The 17,226-nt window shown below is 47.3% G+C and carries 16 protein-coding genes; 4 read left to right on the top strand and 12 right to left on the bottom strand.

Features of this window, described 5'->3' with window-relative positions:
* Nucleotides 1–655 precede the first annotated feature (655 nt).
* Nucleotides 656–1,624 carry a DUF5677 domain-containing protein gene (locus EDM55_RS12060; protein ID WP_122960447.1) on the top strand — a complete coding sequence of 323 codons (969 nt, stop codon included), beginning with the start codon at nucleotides 656–658 and terminating at the stop codon, nucleotides 1,622–1,624.
* Between the two features lie 373 nt (nucleotides 1,625–1,997).
* Here the strand turns inward: EDM55_RS12060 and EDM55_RS12055 are convergent, their stop codons facing one another.
* Nucleotides 1,998–2,957, bottom strand: a complete 960-nt coding sequence (locus EDM55_RS12055) for a Fic family protein (RefSeq protein WP_218033716.1) — start codon at nucleotides 2,955–2,957, stop codon at nucleotides 1,998–2,000.
* A gap of 204 nt (nucleotides 2,958–3,161) precedes the next feature.
* Here EDM55_RS12055 and EDM55_RS12050 point away from each other — a divergent pair, with 204 nt between their 5' ends.
* The gene (locus EDM55_RS12050) at nucleotides 3,162–4,526 is read left to right on the top strand and encodes an SEC-C metal-binding domain-containing protein (protein ID WP_122960446.1); all 1,365 of its coding nucleotides are present in this window, start codon (nucleotides 3,162–3,164) and stop codon (nucleotides 4,524–4,526) included.
* A 148-nt stretch (nucleotides 4,527–4,674) separates the two neighbouring features.
* Here the strand turns inward: EDM55_RS12050 and rlmH are convergent, their stop codons facing one another.
* The 3 genes from rlmH to EDM55_RS12035 all read right to left on the bottom strand — a co-directional run bounded on the left by rlmH (nucleotide 4,675) and on the right by EDM55_RS12035 (nucleotide 6,932).
* Nucleotides 4,675–5,154, bottom strand: a complete 480-nt coding sequence (gene rlmH / locus EDM55_RS12045) for a 23S rRNA (pseudouridine(1915)-N(3))-methyltransferase RlmH (RefSeq protein WP_122960445.1) — start codon at nucleotides 5,152–5,154, stop codon at nucleotides 4,675–4,677.
* Between the two features lie 4 nt (nucleotides 5,155–5,158).
* Entirely contained in the window at nucleotides 5,159–5,401 is a 243-nt protein-coding gene (locus tag EDM55_RS12040; protein ID WP_122926408.1) for a CxxH/CxxC protein, read from the bottom strand.
* A gap of 304 nt (nucleotides 5,402–5,705) precedes the next feature.
* Nucleotides 5,706–6,932, bottom strand: coding sequence for a S1C family serine protease (locus tag EDM55_RS12035; protein ID WP_092271213.1), 1,227 nt, complete (start codon nucleotides 6,930–6,932; stop codon nucleotides 5,706–5,708).
* Nucleotides 6,933–7,188: 256 nt separating this feature from the next.
* Between EDM55_RS12035 and EDM55_RS12030 the strand changes: the two genes are divergently transcribed.
* A complete protein-coding gene (locus EDM55_RS12030; protein ID WP_092271210.1) occupies nucleotides 7,189–7,425 on the top strand; it encodes a hypothetical protein in 237 nt (78 codons plus the stop codon).
* On the opposite strand, the gene EDM55_RS12025 is transcribed toward EDM55_RS12030, so the two are convergent.
* The 6 genes from EDM55_RS12025 to EDM55_RS12000 all read right to left on the bottom strand — a co-directional run bounded on the left by EDM55_RS12025 (nucleotide 7,420) and on the right by EDM55_RS12000 (nucleotide 14,639).
* Nucleotides 7,420–8,208: an MBL fold metallo-hydrolase gene (locus EDM55_RS12025; RefSeq protein WP_122960444.1), complete on the bottom strand. Its 789-nt coding sequence runs from the start codon at nucleotides 8,206–8,208 to the stop codon at nucleotides 7,420–7,422. The genes EDM55_RS12030 and EDM55_RS12025 overlap by 6 nt on opposite strands.
* Before the next feature lie 62 nt (nucleotides 8,209–8,270).
* The gene (locus EDM55_RS12020) at nucleotides 8,271–9,047 is read right to left on the bottom strand and encodes a two-component system regulatory protein YycI (RefSeq protein ID WP_092271204.1); all 777 of its coding nucleotides are present in this window, start codon (nucleotides 9,045–9,047) and stop codon (nucleotides 8,271–8,273) included.
* The gene (locus EDM55_RS12015) at nucleotides 9,034–10,425 is read right to left on the bottom strand and encodes a YycH family regulatory protein (protein ID WP_246071108.1); all 1,392 of its coding nucleotides are present in this window, start codon (nucleotides 10,423–10,425) and stop codon (nucleotides 9,034–9,036) included. Before EDM55_RS12015 ends, EDM55_RS12020 begins: the two co-directional genes overlap by 14 nt.
* Nucleotides 10,422–12,245, bottom strand: a complete 1,824-nt coding sequence (gene walK, locus EDM55_RS12010) for a cell wall metabolism sensor histidine kinase WalK (RefSeq protein WP_092271201.1) — start codon at nucleotides 12,243–12,245, stop codon at nucleotides 10,422–10,424. Before walK ends, EDM55_RS12015 begins: the two co-directional genes overlap by 4 nt.
* Nucleotides 12,242–12,952 carry a response regulator YycF gene (gene yycF, locus EDM55_RS12005; RefSeq protein ID WP_092271198.1) on the bottom strand — a complete coding sequence of 237 codons (711 nt, stop codon included), beginning with the start codon at nucleotides 12,950–12,952 and terminating at the stop codon, nucleotides 12,242–12,244. Before yycF ends, walK begins: the two co-directional genes overlap by 4 nt.
* A 187-nt stretch (nucleotides 12,953–13,139) precedes the next feature.
* Nucleotides 13,140–14,639 (bottom strand): LysM peptidoglycan-binding domain-containing M23 family metallopeptidase, encoded by a 1,500-nt coding sequence (locus EDM55_RS12000; RefSeq protein WP_122960443.1) that lies wholly within the window; start codon nucleotides 14,637–14,639, stop codon nucleotides 13,140–13,142.
* 262 nt (nucleotides 14,640–14,901) lie between these two features.
* Here EDM55_RS12000 and EDM55_RS11995 point away from each other — a divergent pair, with 262 nt between their 5' ends.
* Nucleotides 14,902–15,273, top strand: coding sequence for a hypothetical protein (locus EDM55_RS11995; protein WP_122960442.1), 372 nt, complete (start codon nucleotides 14,902–14,904; stop codon nucleotides 15,271–15,273).
* Nucleotides 15,274–15,354: 81 nt separating this feature from the next.
* Here EDM55_RS11995 and EDM55_RS11990 read toward each other — a convergent pair whose 3' ends face one another.
* Both EDM55_RS11990 and EDM55_RS11985 read right to left on the bottom strand, forming a co-directional pair.
* Nucleotides 15,355–15,558, bottom strand: a complete 204-nt coding sequence (locus EDM55_RS11990; protein ID WP_174769322.1) for a hypothetical protein — start codon at nucleotides 15,556–15,558, stop codon at nucleotides 15,355–15,357.
* A gap of 256 nt (nucleotides 15,559–15,814) precedes the next feature.
* Nucleotides 15,815–17,101 (bottom strand): adenylosuccinate synthase, encoded by a 1,287-nt coding sequence (locus EDM55_RS11985; protein WP_122960441.1) that lies wholly within the window; start codon nucleotides 17,099–17,101, stop codon nucleotides 15,815–15,817.
* Nucleotides 17,102–17,226: the final 125 nt, after the last annotated feature.

Genomic DNA, 17,226 nt, shown 5'->3' with positions numbered 1-17,226 from the left:
TCCGTCCGCCCTGACCGGCTCAACTCTGCGGCCTGCTCCCGCAAGTCCCTAGCCTGTTGGCAATAGTCCCGAATCTCATCCATAAGCTGTTCATAGTCTGCTTGTGCCTAGGCGATCGAACGCACCGTTTCCTCTACCACCTGTGCCTCTACTACTTCCGCTACTACCTGTTCACGTTTTGCCATTGTCTGTCCATCTCCTTAGATTTTCTGCATGCAAAAAAGGCTCACTCCATCTTCAACAAGTGGAATAAGCCTTCTAAGTGTGGTCAAGTTTGTAAAGTGTGTACGTTGTAATGTGTACAGTGTACGACCCTTCTTACAAGAAGTAAACCCATCAATTAACACAATCGTTTTAATCTGCTGATATAGCTACTATCAAAAACTATTTCTTTCCTCATCGTGTTTACCATCACTTGTGGTACGGTTCACCGTAACAGGTCGGACGGTCAATTTTTATAGGTAGTAATAATTCTTTTCTTTGGTTTCCCTACTTCGTCTATTCTTTATTAGCTGATCTGATTACATAAAACACGGTTATAGGAACCCCAAAATTTACCCATAATTGTTAAAGAAGGATATCCACTCAATAAAATTTTCAAGAACGTTCAAATGCTATTTTTCAACATTCCAAAATGACATATGGAGGTATCTCCATGAGGAATATTAATGATAAAACAATTAGAATTTTGATATCTAAGACTTTAAAAGAACATAAAATGTATTTAAGAGCTGACACATCATCAGATTTTCATATGAATATGCGTGAACTTGATAACACTCTTACATTTATTCGAGAACAAAGGAAAAATAGTTTGGATTTAATAACGAAATACTTTAATAAAGAATCCTCATTGGCTTATTTATCCATTGTAACCATCGGAGCGCTAAGTTTAGCAATTAATCAGCAAGATGTACATAAAGGTCCTTTGCCAGAAGATTGGGCTAGTGATAATAAATTTAATCCCAATGAAATTCTTAGTAATTTATTTGTTCAAATTACAAACTACTCATGTTCAGTTATTACTTTAGTTGAAAATGGATTAGATTCTGCCGCTAGGTTAATTCTAAGGCCTCTTTTTGAACTAATTTCAATAGCATTAATTATTTCAGAAAGTAACGAGCAAATGATTAAGTATAGAGAAGGAATCAATGAAAAAACATCTACTTCAGTTTGGCGTGACAACTTTCGAATTAAACATCTCAATGAACGATTATGCCAATTGGAATCTAAACTTGGCCTTCCAAGTCATCTCGTTCAATATTTTTGTAAATTTAGATCTGAATCTTATCGTTTCTATTCTAGTATTTCACATGGTGCATACTATAGTTGCCAATTAGGCTCTTATGCATTTCCGTTTGAGAAAGATAAGGACTATAAACTAGGTTTATTCGGTATGGGTTCTTTTGCTTCATATGGTACACTAAATCATCTCAATGAGCTCAACTATTATTTTTTACTTATGATTGTTTCTGTATTTAATAAAATACACAACTTTAAAGCAAAGACAGATAATGAATTATGGAGAATGGTAATTTCTTTAAGAGAATGTGTAATAAAGACAAATATCCTTATTAAGGAGATACAAGAGAACGGAAACGACTTCACAAGAAACATCACATAGGCACCTGTACTATTTCAATTTAATCAGCTACTACTAATTCTAGTCTTATTAGGTGTTGTAATGTTGTTTTGCTTGCTCTGTTGCTAGGAATCATTTATGAAACAGCTATCCTTCATAGTACTTCAATTTTGAAGGAAGATATGTATTATGAGGAATTGACCGTTTAAGACATTCATTGATGGTATTTTTCTCCGTAACGTGTCTGACGGTCAATTTTTCATGAAAAAAAGTGGCCGAAGGATTCTCTAACCACTTTTCCATTTATTAGTTCTTTATTCGTTCACTATGTTTTCGTTATTGGCTCCTTATTCATTCGCTATTCATTCCTTATTCATTCGCTATTTACTCGTCATCTGTTCGCTATTGTAAGCTTTTATTGATGATCTGTATCTGCATAACCTAGATCGCTCAATGTGAGATCACTGAACTGTCTACCTAGCTTGTATGCTCGTATCCGTTCGGTTCCACTAGCTGGCTCGATAATACCTTTTTCCATCCATTCTTTAGCCCATTCAGTAACTGTTCTTGGTACAACTTTAAATTCCTCCGCAATTTCTTTAGGAGTGATATCTCCACCTTTTCCAAACAAAAGTTTAATTACGACAAGCTCTCGGGGCTCTAACCTCTTTACCCTCGGATCAATTTGCTGTTTGTACTTACTCTCAGCAATTCGTGCTACTTTACGGAAAGCCCTCTCCATCGTCAAGATAAAGTACTCAAGCCAAGGTGCCAAGTCAGAAGGATTATTCCTGCCATCATAATAAAGTACCGGCAGATCCATTTGTAATTTAGAATAATATCCCTGCAAGTCTGACACATAATACTCTTCCATCGAGTTAAAACCTTTCAGATCATAACCATCGATGCTAAGAATATAGGTTGCAAGGGCCCGAGCCGTTCTTCCATTTCCATCATAAAATGGATGTATGGTTAACAGTTGATATGCAGCAATACCTGCTCTTACTGGTGTGGGTAATTCTCTTGCGTATTCACTATTGATCCAATTAACAAACTCTTTCATCAACTGAGGTACATCTTTTGCTTCTGGTGGAATATACTCAGGCCGACCTGTAATACTGTCATACACAGCAAATAATACTCCAGGTCTCGTTGCTTCTCTATATTCACTTTCTTCATTTCTTCTCCCAGAGCCCCTAACCTCAATAATGGAATGTAGCCTCTTGATAAAGTTTTCGCTGATTTGAATCTTTAATCTTTTGGATGTGCTTAAAAAGGAAAGAGCGTTCCAATAATTTCTCACCTCTTGTTCCGCCTTCAGACCATGCCTATCTCGATGCTTGATTATCGCCTGGGAAACCTCTTCCAAATCCAAAGGGTTCCCTTCTATTCTGATCCCGTGTAGTTGTCGATAAAGTGAACAGTTTCATCGATGTCAGGATATTTTGAGAGCTGCTTCTCCATTTGCTACTTATCTTTTTTCATGACCTTACTCCATGGAGATGGAAACACGGAGGAATATCATCGGACTATGATATACTATTAGCAACTAATATGTAGCACGAGGGAAGTGGCCATCTTGAATATTGGTAGAAACGCTCCCTGCCCATGCGGAAGTGGGAAAAAGTACAAAAAATGTTGTCTATCCCAAAACGAACTCAGAGGTTTTTCACCATCAGCTCCACAAGATACCAAAGCCCTTCTTTTTTCTTATATCGAACAGGAATTGGATTGGGATCATCATTTATATGAGTTGTTAGCTAGAAACATTGTCAATTCCATGTACTCCCATTATGAACCTAACACTATTGCTTCTGCCATTCGATTATGGAACCTGTACGCAAATGCGGTTCAGCCAATCGTTAGAAAAGCTGGAGTAATGGAGGCAGTTATTGAATACTGTGTTGCCAAAATGCTGGATCTTCCTGTGAAGCAATCCGAGTTAGCGGTAAAATACGGTATCTCTGTAGGAAGCATCTCCAAGCGTGCTCAGGAAATCCTCAGTGAGGAATGGTTGTTTGATACCATTATTCAAGAAAATAACGGCCATCCGACACATACCGATACATCTCGACTGAATGTCGAAAGAGCTCTGTACGAGATGACAAGCCAGGTAAAGGGAAAAGAGTTTGAATCAATGGAACAACTCAATGAGTTTATTAACTCGCACCTCTCGAACCAAACTCGTTTGACTAAAAACGCTTCCCTCGATCCAAAAGAGATGGCACAGGAGATCCTGTATAATGCTTGGGAAGAGCCTTCTGTTACAAAACGAATTCAATTGGCTAAACAAGCTCTTCAATTGTATCCGGATAGTCCGGATGCCTATAACATCCTGGCTGATTCAAGTGATGATCTGGAGGAGTTAATACGACTTTACAAACAAGGAAAGGAAGCAGGAGAGCGCGATCTTGGCTTGAGATGTTTTCATGAAGATCGAGGTCATTTTTGGGGATTAATCCATACCCGACCGTATATGCGATCAAAGGAGGGCTATGCCAACTGCCTTTTGATGGAAGGGCAAATTGAACAAGCTGAAAAAGAATTTGTAGAAATGCTCGATCTTAATCCTAACGATAACCAAGGGGTTCGCTACTCTTTGCTGTCGATCTACTTGGAGTCGAGCCAGTTTGAAAAAGCATCGCGACTGTTGAAAACCTACGACGAAGATTGTGCCTACATGAATTACAGTCGTGTGCTGCTGGAGTATAGGAAAAGTGGACTTTCTTCAAAACTGGATCGCTTACTTGATAAGGCAATTCAGCAAAATCCTCACGTCATTGATTTTCTCTTAGGTCGAAAGAAACTGCCTCGCCAGGCGCCAAATTATTACGGTTACGGCGATACAAACGAGGCCATCATGTATGTAAATGCTAACTATCATATTTGGCAGCGCGAGGGTAAATTAATTCAATGGTTAATGAAATATAAAACTGTCAGTTAGTAGATTTTTACCTACCTATTCAGTTCCCAATCACCCGACTTTGGAAAATGAATTTATTAGCATCACAAGTTACCAAAACAAGGGCAGCCTTGAGACCTGCCCTTGTTTTACATTTTATTGGGTTTTTAGAACTATGACCGTTGCAATATCATTTATGGTATTTTTCCCCCCGACTAATCCGAAACGCCCGATAAACCTGCTCCAGCAGCACCAATCGCACCAGCTGATGCGGAAACGTCATCTTGGAAAACGACAGATGCGCATCGGCCCGCTTCAGCACCGCATCCGCCAGCCCCAAAGAACCGCCAATCACAAACGCCACCTGACTGCGGCCGTGCAGCGCCAGCTTGTCCAGCTCCGCCGACAGCTTTTCGGACGACCACATTTGGCCTTCGATCGCCAAAGCGATGACGTACTGGTCCTGCTTGATTTGCCCGAGGATGCGCTCGCCTTCCTTGCGTTTGACCTGCTCCATCTCCGCTGCGCTCATCTCTTCCGGCGCTTTTTCGTCGCTGACCTCGACGACCTGCAGCTTGCAGTAAGCGGAGAGGCGCTTGCTGTACTCGTCGATGCCCTCTCTCAAATATTTTTCCTTCAGCTTCCCTACAGTAATGATCGAAATCTGCACGTGTCTACAATCCTTTCTCTTTCAAAAGCGCGATCTGCGCGGGTGCTCCGCATACCCGGCAGCGCTTGTCCATCGTTTCGTCCTCGATCAGCTCTGCCCGATGTGTATCTGGCGCTGCCTCGAAATCGTTGACGTAGTCATCCAGCTCCTCGTCAAAATGCTCCATGCAGGCAAACCGCACAGGAAAATCGGCAAGCAGCGCGACCTCTTTTCCCTCTATCTTTACGCTTTCCAGCTTTCTCTCCATCTTCTTTCCCCTTTTCCGTCCAGTAAATGCTATCGTCCTATATTCTACCCCAGTTCGGGGAGAAAACAAATTGCCACTCTCCCCTCGATCAAACGAATGGACAGGAGCCACGGGTACAAACGCGGTCGGCAAACGCAAAAAAAAGAGCACCGACATTCATCGGCGCTTTCAATGAAGGGATCTATTGTAAAAATAGATAGAGGGGAACTAGGAACTACCTATATGCAAACGGGACAAACTGCATCCCGGAATTGCCTGTTAGAAGGTTCAAGTGTTGCTTTTCAAAGGTTGCCAGAGTGCATGTTTACTCTGGCGTTTTCGTCAGTTTCACAGTCGCTGTTTTCTTGAAGCCATCACGGTAGTACGTCACTTGTACCGAATCGCCTGGCTTTTTGTTCAAAGTCAGGAATTTGCGCAGCTGGGCACCCGTATTGATGTCCTTATCGTCCAGTTTGACGATGACGTCGTATTGCTTCAAACCTGCCTCACCGGCTGGCGAGAATTTGCCCACCTCGTTCTGGATCACAACACCCGCCTGGACTTCATTCGGCAGATTCAGCGTTTCTTTCCAGTTGTAACGAGGCACATTCGTCAAGTCGAACGGTTGAACACCTAGATAGGCGCGCTCCAAATTACCTTTTTCCATCAACTCGCTGACGATGGCTTTGACATCGTTAATGGGGAGGGCAAAGCCCAGTCCTTCGACACCTTCTTTAGAGATTTTGAGCGTATTGATCCCGATGACCTGACCTTGGATATTGACCAGTGCGCCACCGCTGTTACCAGGGTTGATGGCTGCGTCTGTCTGCAGAACATCCAGCTCCCAGTCATCTTGACCGTCTTCGTTAAAGTCCATTGGCATCGAGCGTTCCAACGAACTGATAATCCCTTGTGTCACGGTACGGGAGAATTTCATACCCAGTGGGTTCCCGATCGCGATCGCCGGCTCACCGACTTGCAGGGTAGAAGAGTCACCCAGTTCAGCAACAGCCGTTACCTTGGAGCCGTCAATCTCGAGAACGGCCAGGTCCGCATACATATCGGCACCGAGGATCTTCGCTTCTACTTTCTCCCCTGTCGGCAGCGCGATCTCAAGCTTTTGCGCCTGGTCGATTACGTGGTAGTTGGTGATGATATGGGCTTTTCCACCCTTTTTCTCAAAGATGACGCCGGAACCTTCGCCCTGTTCGACATCCTGCGTGCTGCTATTCATCCAGTTTGTTCTGGTGCGACCGATGTTGATGACACCGACGACTGCGTTTTCCACTTTCTTCACGGCGTCTACGGTTCCGGTTTCTACCTTTACAGAAACAGGGGTCGCAAACAGATTGGCTGTCGGGTTGCTCATTACATTCGATGCACCTGGCTTTACCATGTTGATGTAACCTGCATTGGAGAGAGTCGGCAACGCGAGCAGAACGACCATTCCCCCAATCACCGCAGAGGTTACCGACGTCATGATCAGACGTCCCACACCCGGCCCACGTCGATTTTTCCGCTCCACGTGAGTCAAATCATCATAAAATCCCATGATTCACACTCTCCTTCACTCTATTGTTACTAGGGTGGCAGATTTTTTGCACTCCTATACTTGGTTGGACAATTTGGAATGTTTACTGTCACTCATTCTTGCTTGGTTTCCTTTTGACATCCTCAGTATACGTTTCGTTTTCGGCAAAATCGCGTGAGAAATAAGGAAAGGTTGTGGAAACTGCAAAGGCCTTCGGAATATTTCACCGAAGGCCCGGATATGATAGATTAAAAGCTTTTGAAAGGGTTGATAGAACGTGAAAGAAGTGAATCTCATCGCGAAACTGGCTGATTTGCAAGAAGTAGACTACCACAACACGCTTGTCCTGCACGCCGTCATCGAGGTATTAGTCGCCAAGGGTCTGCTGACCAAAGACGAAATCGCCCACAAAATGAGCGAGCTGGACACGCAGCTCACCTTTCACGTCGATACGTACGCCAAGCTGACAGATGCGGTAAATAGTCGACAAATGCAAATCAAACCGCTCCTATAGGACCTCGAGCTTCGTCGGGCGATCCGGATAGGTGTCGCGCAGCTGGACATCGTCTCCTACCACCAAGCCCTTTTCTTCTAATATGTTCTTCACAGTCAGTCTCGCCAGATCGATCATGTTGTTCTCTTTGCTCAAATGCGCCAGGTACACGCGTTCTGCATTCCCGCCCAGACAATCAAGCAGGGCGTCTCCAGCAGATTCGTTGGACAAGTGTCCCACGTCGCTCAAAATACGCCGCTTGATACTCCACGGGTACTGCGACATCCGCAGCAGCTCCACGTCGTGATTCGATTCAAACACATACGCGTCTGCCCCACGAATCGTCTCCTTGATCTTGTCGCTGACATAGCCCAAATCGGTAGCGACACTGAGCTTTTTCGCCCCGTGGTAAAAGCAAAAGCCCATCGGCTCTGCTGCGTCATGCGAAATGCCAAAGGATTCAATCCCTAAATCTTCCAATTCCTGCTTTTCCCCAACAGCAAACAAACGCCGCTGCTCTTCCTTGATGGTTCCGATCTGTCCGTCCAGCTCGCCCCAAGTCTTGGCGTTGGCGTAGATCGGCAGGCCATAGCGCCGTGCCATGACGCCGACCCCTTTAATATGGTCGACGTGTTCATGAGTCACGAGTATCGCACTTAGATCAGCCGGATTGACCCCGATGGTCTGCAGCGCCGCTTCGGCTTGTTTGCCTGTAATCCCTACATCGATTAGCACGGAGACACGGTCAGTCGCCACATAGATGGCGTTGCCCGTGCTTCCGCTTGCCAGTACACTGAATCTCACCCAACATCCCTCTTCCCGTAGCTTCCCTCGCTGTCTGTCTCTCGCTTTCCATTCCGTTCATTCTACCGTTGTGTAACCATGGGTCTTTCCAAAGCTCCTGTAAACGCATTGACGAAATGCTGCTTGCCATCGTGAATGACCCGCCAAACAGGTGCCAATGCCTGAATATCCGCGTCATAGGATCCGTAATAGCCCAAACTCACACTCTCGATCCGCTCTCCTGGCAAAATGATCTGCTTGTCCACCAGCGAACGCAATGCCGTGTAGCCTGAGATGACTTGCCGGCCGCCGCCTTCCTGTTTTCGTATGTGGAAAAACGTCTGTCTATAGCCCAGGATCGAGCCGTTCTCCAAATACACCTCCAAAGGCGCAACGAAAACCGGCATCTTCTGATAGACCTGCCAGTAAAGCAGTCGTCCCTGATTGGACTGATACATATCAGCCGTATATTGCTCGCTGTACATCAAGCGAGGACCAATTTGCCGCAGCAGCTCGGTTGGCGTGATTTGTCCGCGTATTTGCAGCGGTGGGTTCAGCTTGGCAGCGAGCGACATTTTCTCCATCGTCGCTGTCAGACCAGGCATGTCTTGCAGGGACAGCGGATTGATCCCGATGTACTCCGCATTCAAATAGGACATCTCCGGCGTATCCTGAGGCACTTCTGTCATGAGAGCGATGTTCTGCTGCTTCAGGTACAGCTCCATATCCCATTTGTCCCCTTGCGCTACATCCTGGTTATTCCAAAAACTGATTCTCGTCACATACACTTGATAGCCAAGAAACAAATCGAGGAGAAGAAAGGCCCAGATCAGAATGGTCTTGGTTCTACTCCAATCCATGCACCTTTCCTCCTCCCTGATTGGCTTCTGCGGAAATGTACAGGTTTGCCTGATTCGCCATCTCCACGACCCAAACCGGCATCAGGTCTACATACCCTTCTCCAAATATGGTCTGGTAGGCCAGATACGCATTCGAAATCTGGTCGGTATCCGCGAGCTTCCTGTCACGAATCATTTGATAGAGCTCTGGACCCGACATCACTTTCCACTCTTTGTTGGAAATGTACTTATCCAGGTTGATTAGAGAACGACTGAGTGTCACCACTTGCCCCGCCTCTGAGGTAATCTGGATCGTATCAATCGGTTTTTCATTGTTGCTAATCAGCGGATAGGATCCTACGTATTGGCGGAACGTGATCAGATCCTTCTCGTTGTAGCTCTTTTTCATCCGTTCAAAATGGTATTCATCCAGCCACCCAAGATGCTTGTTGATGAAGGTCACGGCACCCTGTACCTTCTCTTCGTCAGACAGCTCTTGGGCTCTCTGCTGATAGGCAGGGTCGGTAAAGGTAAACGCCTGCTGCTCGGAACGCAGCTGTACCGATCGGCTCCCGTCGGTAAAAATGACGGTCTTGTCCCGCTCCATGATCTGTCTCACCAGCGAAGGATCGAGGAAATACGCTTCGATCAATCTTTCGTCGCTGATCGTCTCATAGCTGTAGCGGAATTGCTGCATGCGCACCTGATTTTTCGGGAGATAGTACATGTTCCATACCGGAAGCGCCCCTTCCAGTGAAGAATAGGTTCTCTCCGGCTTTACAATCTTCATGATCTGCTCGGGCATCTGATTGCCTGTCGCCAAATAAGAATCACGCAAATCCTTCGGGCTGATCGAAGTCCGCGCACGCATCATTTTTCCCTCTTCAGAAGACAGGAACAAAGCGTAGACGAGATCCTCGTCCTTCTCGTAGTACAGCCACAAACGATCGACGCCTTTAATCTGGCTATCGTACTCGTCCCGGAAAGTAACCAGGCGACCGACAATCGATAAAGGGATCGTACTTCTAAACCGTACCTCAATCCCAATCTTTTCCCGGGCAATTTCCCCCCATTTGTCATTGGAAAACATATACGGCGTGAAATCGAGGAATATCCACTTGGACATTTCCCTTACGATCATGCTGTACGGCCCATCCGTGGCGACCGCTTTGGTATGTCTGTCTTCCCCATAGTGAAATACGACGGACTCCGGTGTCACGAGCTGCATCAGCTGCTTTTCCTGTACTGGCTTTGATTCCGTGTATTGGGCAGGCTCGATAAACTGAAATTTTGGCTGGTTGCTCCACAACAACCCGGTCAGGCAAAAGCTCAACAGCACCAGCACATTGAGTAATACGGTCTTGGTAGGCTCCAGCCACCGTCTCAGCCACCTTTTCATACCGCCTTACCCCCTTGGGCAAATGGAACCCAGAACGTTACCGTCGTCCCCACATTCCATTCACTGGTGATCTCGATGTCCGCTCCATGCGCTTGCACCAATTCACGCGCAATAGCCAGTCCCAGACCCGTGCCGCCCTGTCCGCGTGAGCGCGCTTTATCAACCCGGTAAAACCTTTCGAAAATGCGTTTCAAATCGCGGCTCGGGATCCCGATCCCCGTATCTTCAATGGAGATAAGCACCCGCTTCTGATGATTGTTTACTTTTGCATGCAAGACCACTTTGCCCCCTTGGGGAGTGTACTTGATCGCATTGGATAGCAAATTGTCCAGTACCTGGTTGATCGCATCGGTATCAATGTATACCGCAGGCAGCTTGTCTGGCACGTCCAGATGAAGCTCTACCTCCTGCTGCTCGCCAAACATGGAAAAGCGATCCGCTGCATAGTGAAGCAACCGGTTGAGATCGGCTTCCTTGCAATGCAAACGCACCCCTTGGGAGTCAAAACGGGACAGCTGCAGCAAATCGTTGACCAGACGGATCATTCGCTCCGTTTCCGACATGGTCACTCGTAAAAAGCGATTGGACAAATCAGGCTCGTCCATCGCGCCATCCAGCAAGGCCTCCACATAGCTTTTGATCGTCGTTAGCGGCGTTCGCAGCTCATGGGATACATTCGCAACGAATTCCCTGCGCTGATGCTCCAAGCGTTGCTGCTCCGTCACGTCAGCGACCACGGCAATGATGCCGCCCTTTTTCCCACTGTCATGCTGCAGCGGTGTAAACGTCACACGCAAGATGACCTCATCCCGATTGGGCAGCATCATCTCGATAAACAAAGGCTCTTCCTGCTCATGAAGCGGCATTTCGTCCTCAGGAGGCAGCCCCAACAAGTCGTACAGGGTCCTTCCTTTGATCAACACCTCAGTCATGGTCACCTGCAGCATCTCTTCGGCAGCACGGTTGAACAAAATGATTCTGCCCTTCCGATCGGCAGCGATCACTCCGTCTGTCATGTTGCTCAAAATACCGGCGAGCTTTTCCCGCTCTTCCTCCTGCTGCAGGATCGCCTCCTGAAGACGTATGGTCATATGGTTAAAGGCCATACCTAGCTGACCGATCTCATCTCCACTATATACCCTCACATTGCGGTTGAAGTCTCCGTCCGCGACAGCTCGCGCCTGGCGAGTCATTTCCTTCACCGGTTTGGTAATGGTCCGCGCCAGCACGACTCCCAGACCAGCCGTGATGATCAGGGCAAACATCGTACCCGTCGCCAAAATCCCGTTCATTTTACGAATCGTGGTATACGTGCCTTCCATCGAAGCGACCATATAAACCGCCCCGTACACGATCTGATCGCCTTTGACAGGGAGAACCAGCACTTTTACGCGCGCACCTGTACGCGGATCGATCCGCATAGACTCACTGCGAGTCCCCAGCAGTGCGACGGTGACTTCCGGCTGTGACGTCCGTTGGCCAATCGTGCTCTTGTCCTCTGTCGTACTGACGACGGTACCCGTTTGGTCGATCACCTGTACGTTGGCACCGTTGATCTTTACCAGGTTGTTAATCAGGTTGTCGATATCCTGTCGATATTGCTCCGGATTTTGTTCCTTTCCTTCTGTCGGCCGCAGATCCGCTTCCAACAGGCTCGCCAGCAGACTTGCCTGGCCGTTTAGCGACTCGGAAAACGTGTTGATGTAGTAGCTCTCGACTTCCCTGGCAAAGTAAGCTCCAATGAATTGCATCGCCAACAAAATGAGCAGCATGTAAATGACGACCATTTTCCATTGAACCGTTTTAAACAGCCGCCTCATCCAGGCGTTCCTCCCATGCCAGGGTTACGCAGTGTATAGCCCAAGCCCCGACGGGTGATGATGTATTTCGGCTGACTCGGATCATCCTCGATTTTTTCCCGTAAACGACGAATGGTCACATCGACAGTCCGCACATCGCCAAAATAATCAAATCCCCATACAGACTGAAGCAAATGCTCTCGTGTCAGTACCTGCCCCTGATGCTTTGCCAAATAGACCAGAAGCTCGAACTCCCGATGGGTCAAATCCAACTGCTCACCCGTTTTATCAACGGTGTATGAATGCAGGTCGATCTCCAGCTCGTGCACACGCAGCAGGTGCTGCTGGTCCTTTTCCTCATTCTTGGGCTGATGTCTGCGCAAATGAGCTTTGACCCGTGCCACCAGCTCGCGCGTGCTAAATGGCTTCGTGACGTAATCGTCCGCTCCCAATTCCAGGCCTAGCACTTTATCCAGCTCCGAGTCCTTTGCTGTCAGCATGATGATCGGTACATCATGAGACTGACGAACAGCTCGGCAGACGTCCATACCATCCCTGCCTGGCAGCATCACATCCAGCAAAATCAGATCGGGCCTTTCATTTTGAACGACAACCAGTGCTTCATCACCATCATAGGCGCAAACCACCTGATAGCCTTCCTTTTCAAACGTAAACTTCAAAATATCTGCAATCGGTTTTTCATCGTCTACAACCAGGAGTTTTGCCATCTTGCTCCCTCCTTTTCTTCATAAAAAGATTCCACTCGAGGAGCATCTATTCCTCTACAATACACCATGTCCCGCGCGTAAAGAAGTCCTCTGGAAAGCACTCCCTGCCTATAGCTGTTTCACGTGCACAAAAAAAGGGTAATCTCGCGTGGAGACCCCCTTTTCTCTATTTCCATATATTACTTGTCTATTTCAAGTAACGCATAGGGTTCTGGATTCGTCCATTCTGATGAACCTCAAAATGCAAGTGAACACCCGTAGAATCCCCAGTCGATCCTTTTACTCCGATTTTTTTGCCTTGCGCAACCACGTCGCCTACCTTGACGCTGATTGTGCTCATGTGGCCATAAAGAGTTTCCATGCCATTGCCGTGATCGATGATGACCGCTTTACCGTAGTCGCCATCCCATCCAGCAAATTTGACACGACCATTATCGGCAGCCAAAACAGAACCAGATCCAGCGATGTCGATCCCTTTATGCATACGGCCCCAGCGCGTACCAAATCCGCTGCTGATATAACCGCTCGCTGGCCAGCTCAGACGGCCTGTCCCACGAGATGGAATCACCTTTGTTCCCCGCTCCACGATTTTCGCAACAGGCTGTGCGATCACGTCCTGCTTGACGATATTTTTCGCAACTACTTGCCCATTTTCTTTCACGATCTCATACTGAACCATCTTGCTGCCGTCCCGACCTTCCTGGACGACTTTTGTTTCTCCCTTTGGCAGCTTATCGTTGTTGTTGATTTGCGTGGAGAACGCAATCGTTTCTTTTTGGGAGAGATCCTCTTTCACCTGTACCGTCACAAACGGACGAATAGCGGTCACGTTGATTTGCTGCCCCAGCTGGAGCAACGTATTTTCCGTGATGCCAGGGTTGTTTGCATAGATATCATTTGACGTAATGCCGTACTTTTTAGCGATACAACCGATGCAATCTCCTTCAACGACTGTATGCGTCATCTGCTTGAAGGTACCTTTAACGAGCAGCTCCTCCAGCTTGTCCGCCGGCAAAACCTGCGCGGCCGTGACTGAGTCGCTCTCTGTCTCTACCTGCTCCTTAAACGTAACTTCCTTGATGGGACTGCTCTTTGCAGGTGCGCTTAACGATGCAGCCGCTACGGCCACTTTCTTGTCTGCCTGTGCTGGGATGCCCGAAAACTTCTCTTTCACATGAGCAAGCACTTGATCAGCTGTATTCTGATCCGCCGCATAACCGACAACCTTCCCGTCTACAATCAGCTTAACCGCCTCAACTTTGATGTCGGCGATGTCGGATAGTGCGCGTACAGTCGACTCGTTATCAAACGGCGCCTTGTACTTACGCTCTTCCTGGAACGTGATGTAATCAGCAAGCGTCATAGAGAGGCCGTTCTTTGCCTGCTCTTCCTCCAGCTTGGCTGCCGTCCAGTTCTTTACCACTGCGGGGTTGTCCACCACGCCAATCTCTTGACCATTTACGAGAACGTGATACACCGAAATGATGTTGCTGGTGTAGTAGTACTGTGCGGAAGCTCCCGCTGCCACGGTCAGTACCAGCCCTGCCGCGACAGAAATGGTTTGTTTCTTATGTGTTTGAATGTATGAGCTTGTTTGATCTATCGTGCGCTTCGCCAATTGTCTGCAATTCTGAACGATTTGCTCTGACCGTTCCTGCAGCTTGGCCTTCCATTCCGACCATTGCATAACTTGTCCCTCCTGAAAACATTAGCAGCTCGCCTTGCATTCGGTATTCCCTGAATTATTTAAATATACCGACTAGGACATATAGCCCAAAATTTTGTTTCCAGTAATCTGCCAAATTGCCTAAAGAAACCAACTATGTCGACTTTACCACATATTTAACGACAACATCAAGTGTAAATTGCTGTCGAATAAAAAACTTGACCAAGAGTCATGATATGTACATGAAACTGGAATATTTTAGACAGTCAGGAGAGTGATTTACGTGAAAGAAAGAAACATTCTGGCAGGTTTTCATACGGAGGAGGATGCAGGAAAAGCGGCCGATGCTCTTCGACAAGCTGGTTTTTCCACCATGCAAATCGACAGAGTCGGACAATTTCCAGGCGATGGGAACGAATCGATCATGAATCCGATCTCTGGCGAAATACCGAGCCTGGGCAACATGACACTGGCTGGTGATTTTCCCAGCGGCCGGGATGCCAGCGTACTTGCCGCAGTAGATCCAGATGCTAGCGGGATGGCTGAACGGGGAGATGACGATCTAAATCGAAGTGTCCTCCTGACCGCAGTCGTTCCAGAAGAAAGAGGCGACGAAGCTACCCAAATCATTACTTCCTGCGGCGGCATGATATGACTTTGTAACCAGCCTAGGTCAATAGAAAGCCACCTGCTCCGCTATGAGTAGGTGGCTCAGTGCTTTTTGCTCATTCGATTATCACACCTCGAGCATGGAAGTTACTTCTTTGATTGCCAGCCTGCGAATCGTCGTTTTTTCGGTATCCTGCTGCTTGTAAGTGGTGATGAAGCACAGGTATCCGTTATCGAAATGAGTCATGGTTCCCTTGATGACGACGCCATTGAACATCTTCACCTGTACGTTCTTCCCCAGCAGCTTCATGGCTTTTTGATCAAAACCCATCATCACGATCACCTCTCCATTTCCTTGCTATGCTCTACTTTATGCCCAGAAGGTGTCGTTTCGTGTCTGTCCTCTCGAAATAAATTTTCTCGTAACATAAAAACCCGTATCGGGACTTTTGTCCAACTCGAAAACTGCCCCCGGCAAGAGGGCACAGGTCTCTCCTCTGCTGCCCGCATACGGGATCCATTCTTGGTTGTACAAAAAAAAGCTGTCGAATAATCGACAGCTTTCGCTATGTCTATGGGACTAAGGCTTATCCGTAAATGCCGCGAACGACTACGGTTTGCTCACGGTCTGGTCCTACAGAGAAGATCGACATCGGAATGCCAGTAAGCTGCGTGATACGCTCAATGTAGTGACGTGCGTTTTCTGGCAAATCGTTGAGGTTGCGAACACCTGTGATGTCCTCTGTCCAGCCTGGCAGCTCCTCGTAAACTGGTTCGCATTTTGCGAGCAGGTTCAGGTTCGCCGGGAACGATTCGATAATCTCACCGTTGTATTTGTACGCGGTGCAAATACGCAGGGTCTCGATGCCAGTCAAAGTATCCAGCTTCGTGATAGCCAGACCGGTGATGCCACTGACACGACGAGCGTGACGAACAACTACACTGTCAAACCAGCCTACACGGCGTGCGCGGCCAGTTGTCGTACCGTACTCGGCACCCACTTCACGGATTTGATCACCAATCGCATCAGTCAACTCAGTCAGGAACGGACCGTCCCCTACACGAGTCGTGTACGCTTTCGCTACCCCGATGACTTGATTGATTTTGGTTGGTCCCACACCGGAACCGATCGTCACTCCACCCGCGATTGGATTGGAAGACGTTACGTACGGATAAGTACCTTGGTCAATATCGAGCAGCACGCCTTGGGCACCCTCAAACAGCACGCGGTTGCCGCGGTCGATTGCATCGTTCAAAACTACAGATGTATCGGTTACATAAGGACGGATAACCTCAGCTACAGCCAGGTATTCGTCCAGAATTTCATTCAATTCAAACCCTGTGGTGTTGTAGACTTTCTCCAACAGGTTGTTCTTTTCAGCCAGGTTGCGCTCCAGCTTGCGTTTGAACTCTTCTGGATCCAGCAGGTCTGCAATACGGATACCGATACGAGCCGCTTTATCCATGTAGGCAGGACCGATCCCTTTACGAGTCGTACCAATTTTGTTTGCACCACGGCTATCTTCTTCTACCCCATCCAGTTTGATGTGGTAAGGCAAGATTACGTGGGCACGATCACTGATTTTCAAATTGTTTGTAGTAAAACCAAAGCTGTGGATGTACTCCAGCTCTTTAATCAGCGCTCTTGGGTCTACTACCATACCATTACCGATCACGCAGGTCTTATCTGTATAAAAAATTCCAGATGGAATCAAGTGCAGTTTGTATTTGTTGCCATCAAAAATAATGGTATGGCCTGCATTGTTACCGCCTTGGTAACGAGCCACTACTTCTGCGCTTTCAGCCAAATAGTCAGTAATTTTACCTTTACCTTCATCGCCCCACTGGGTTCCGACGACAACGACAGTTGACATCGAAAAACACCTCCTGATATAATCATGTCCTTTTGGGCCTGAAACAATCTAAGTGTACTAAACCATTTCCCGCATGTCAACGAAAATACGAACATTTGAATAGTAAGAACATTATACGTTCGGTA

The sequence above is a fragment of the Brevibacillus centrosporus genome (assembly GCF_003710815.1).
GTDB classification, from domain to species: domain Bacteria; phylum Bacillota; class Bacilli; order Brevibacillales; family Brevibacillaceae; genus Brevibacillus; species Brevibacillus centrosporus.
This window is presented reverse-complemented; position numbering and strand designations above follow the sequence as displayed.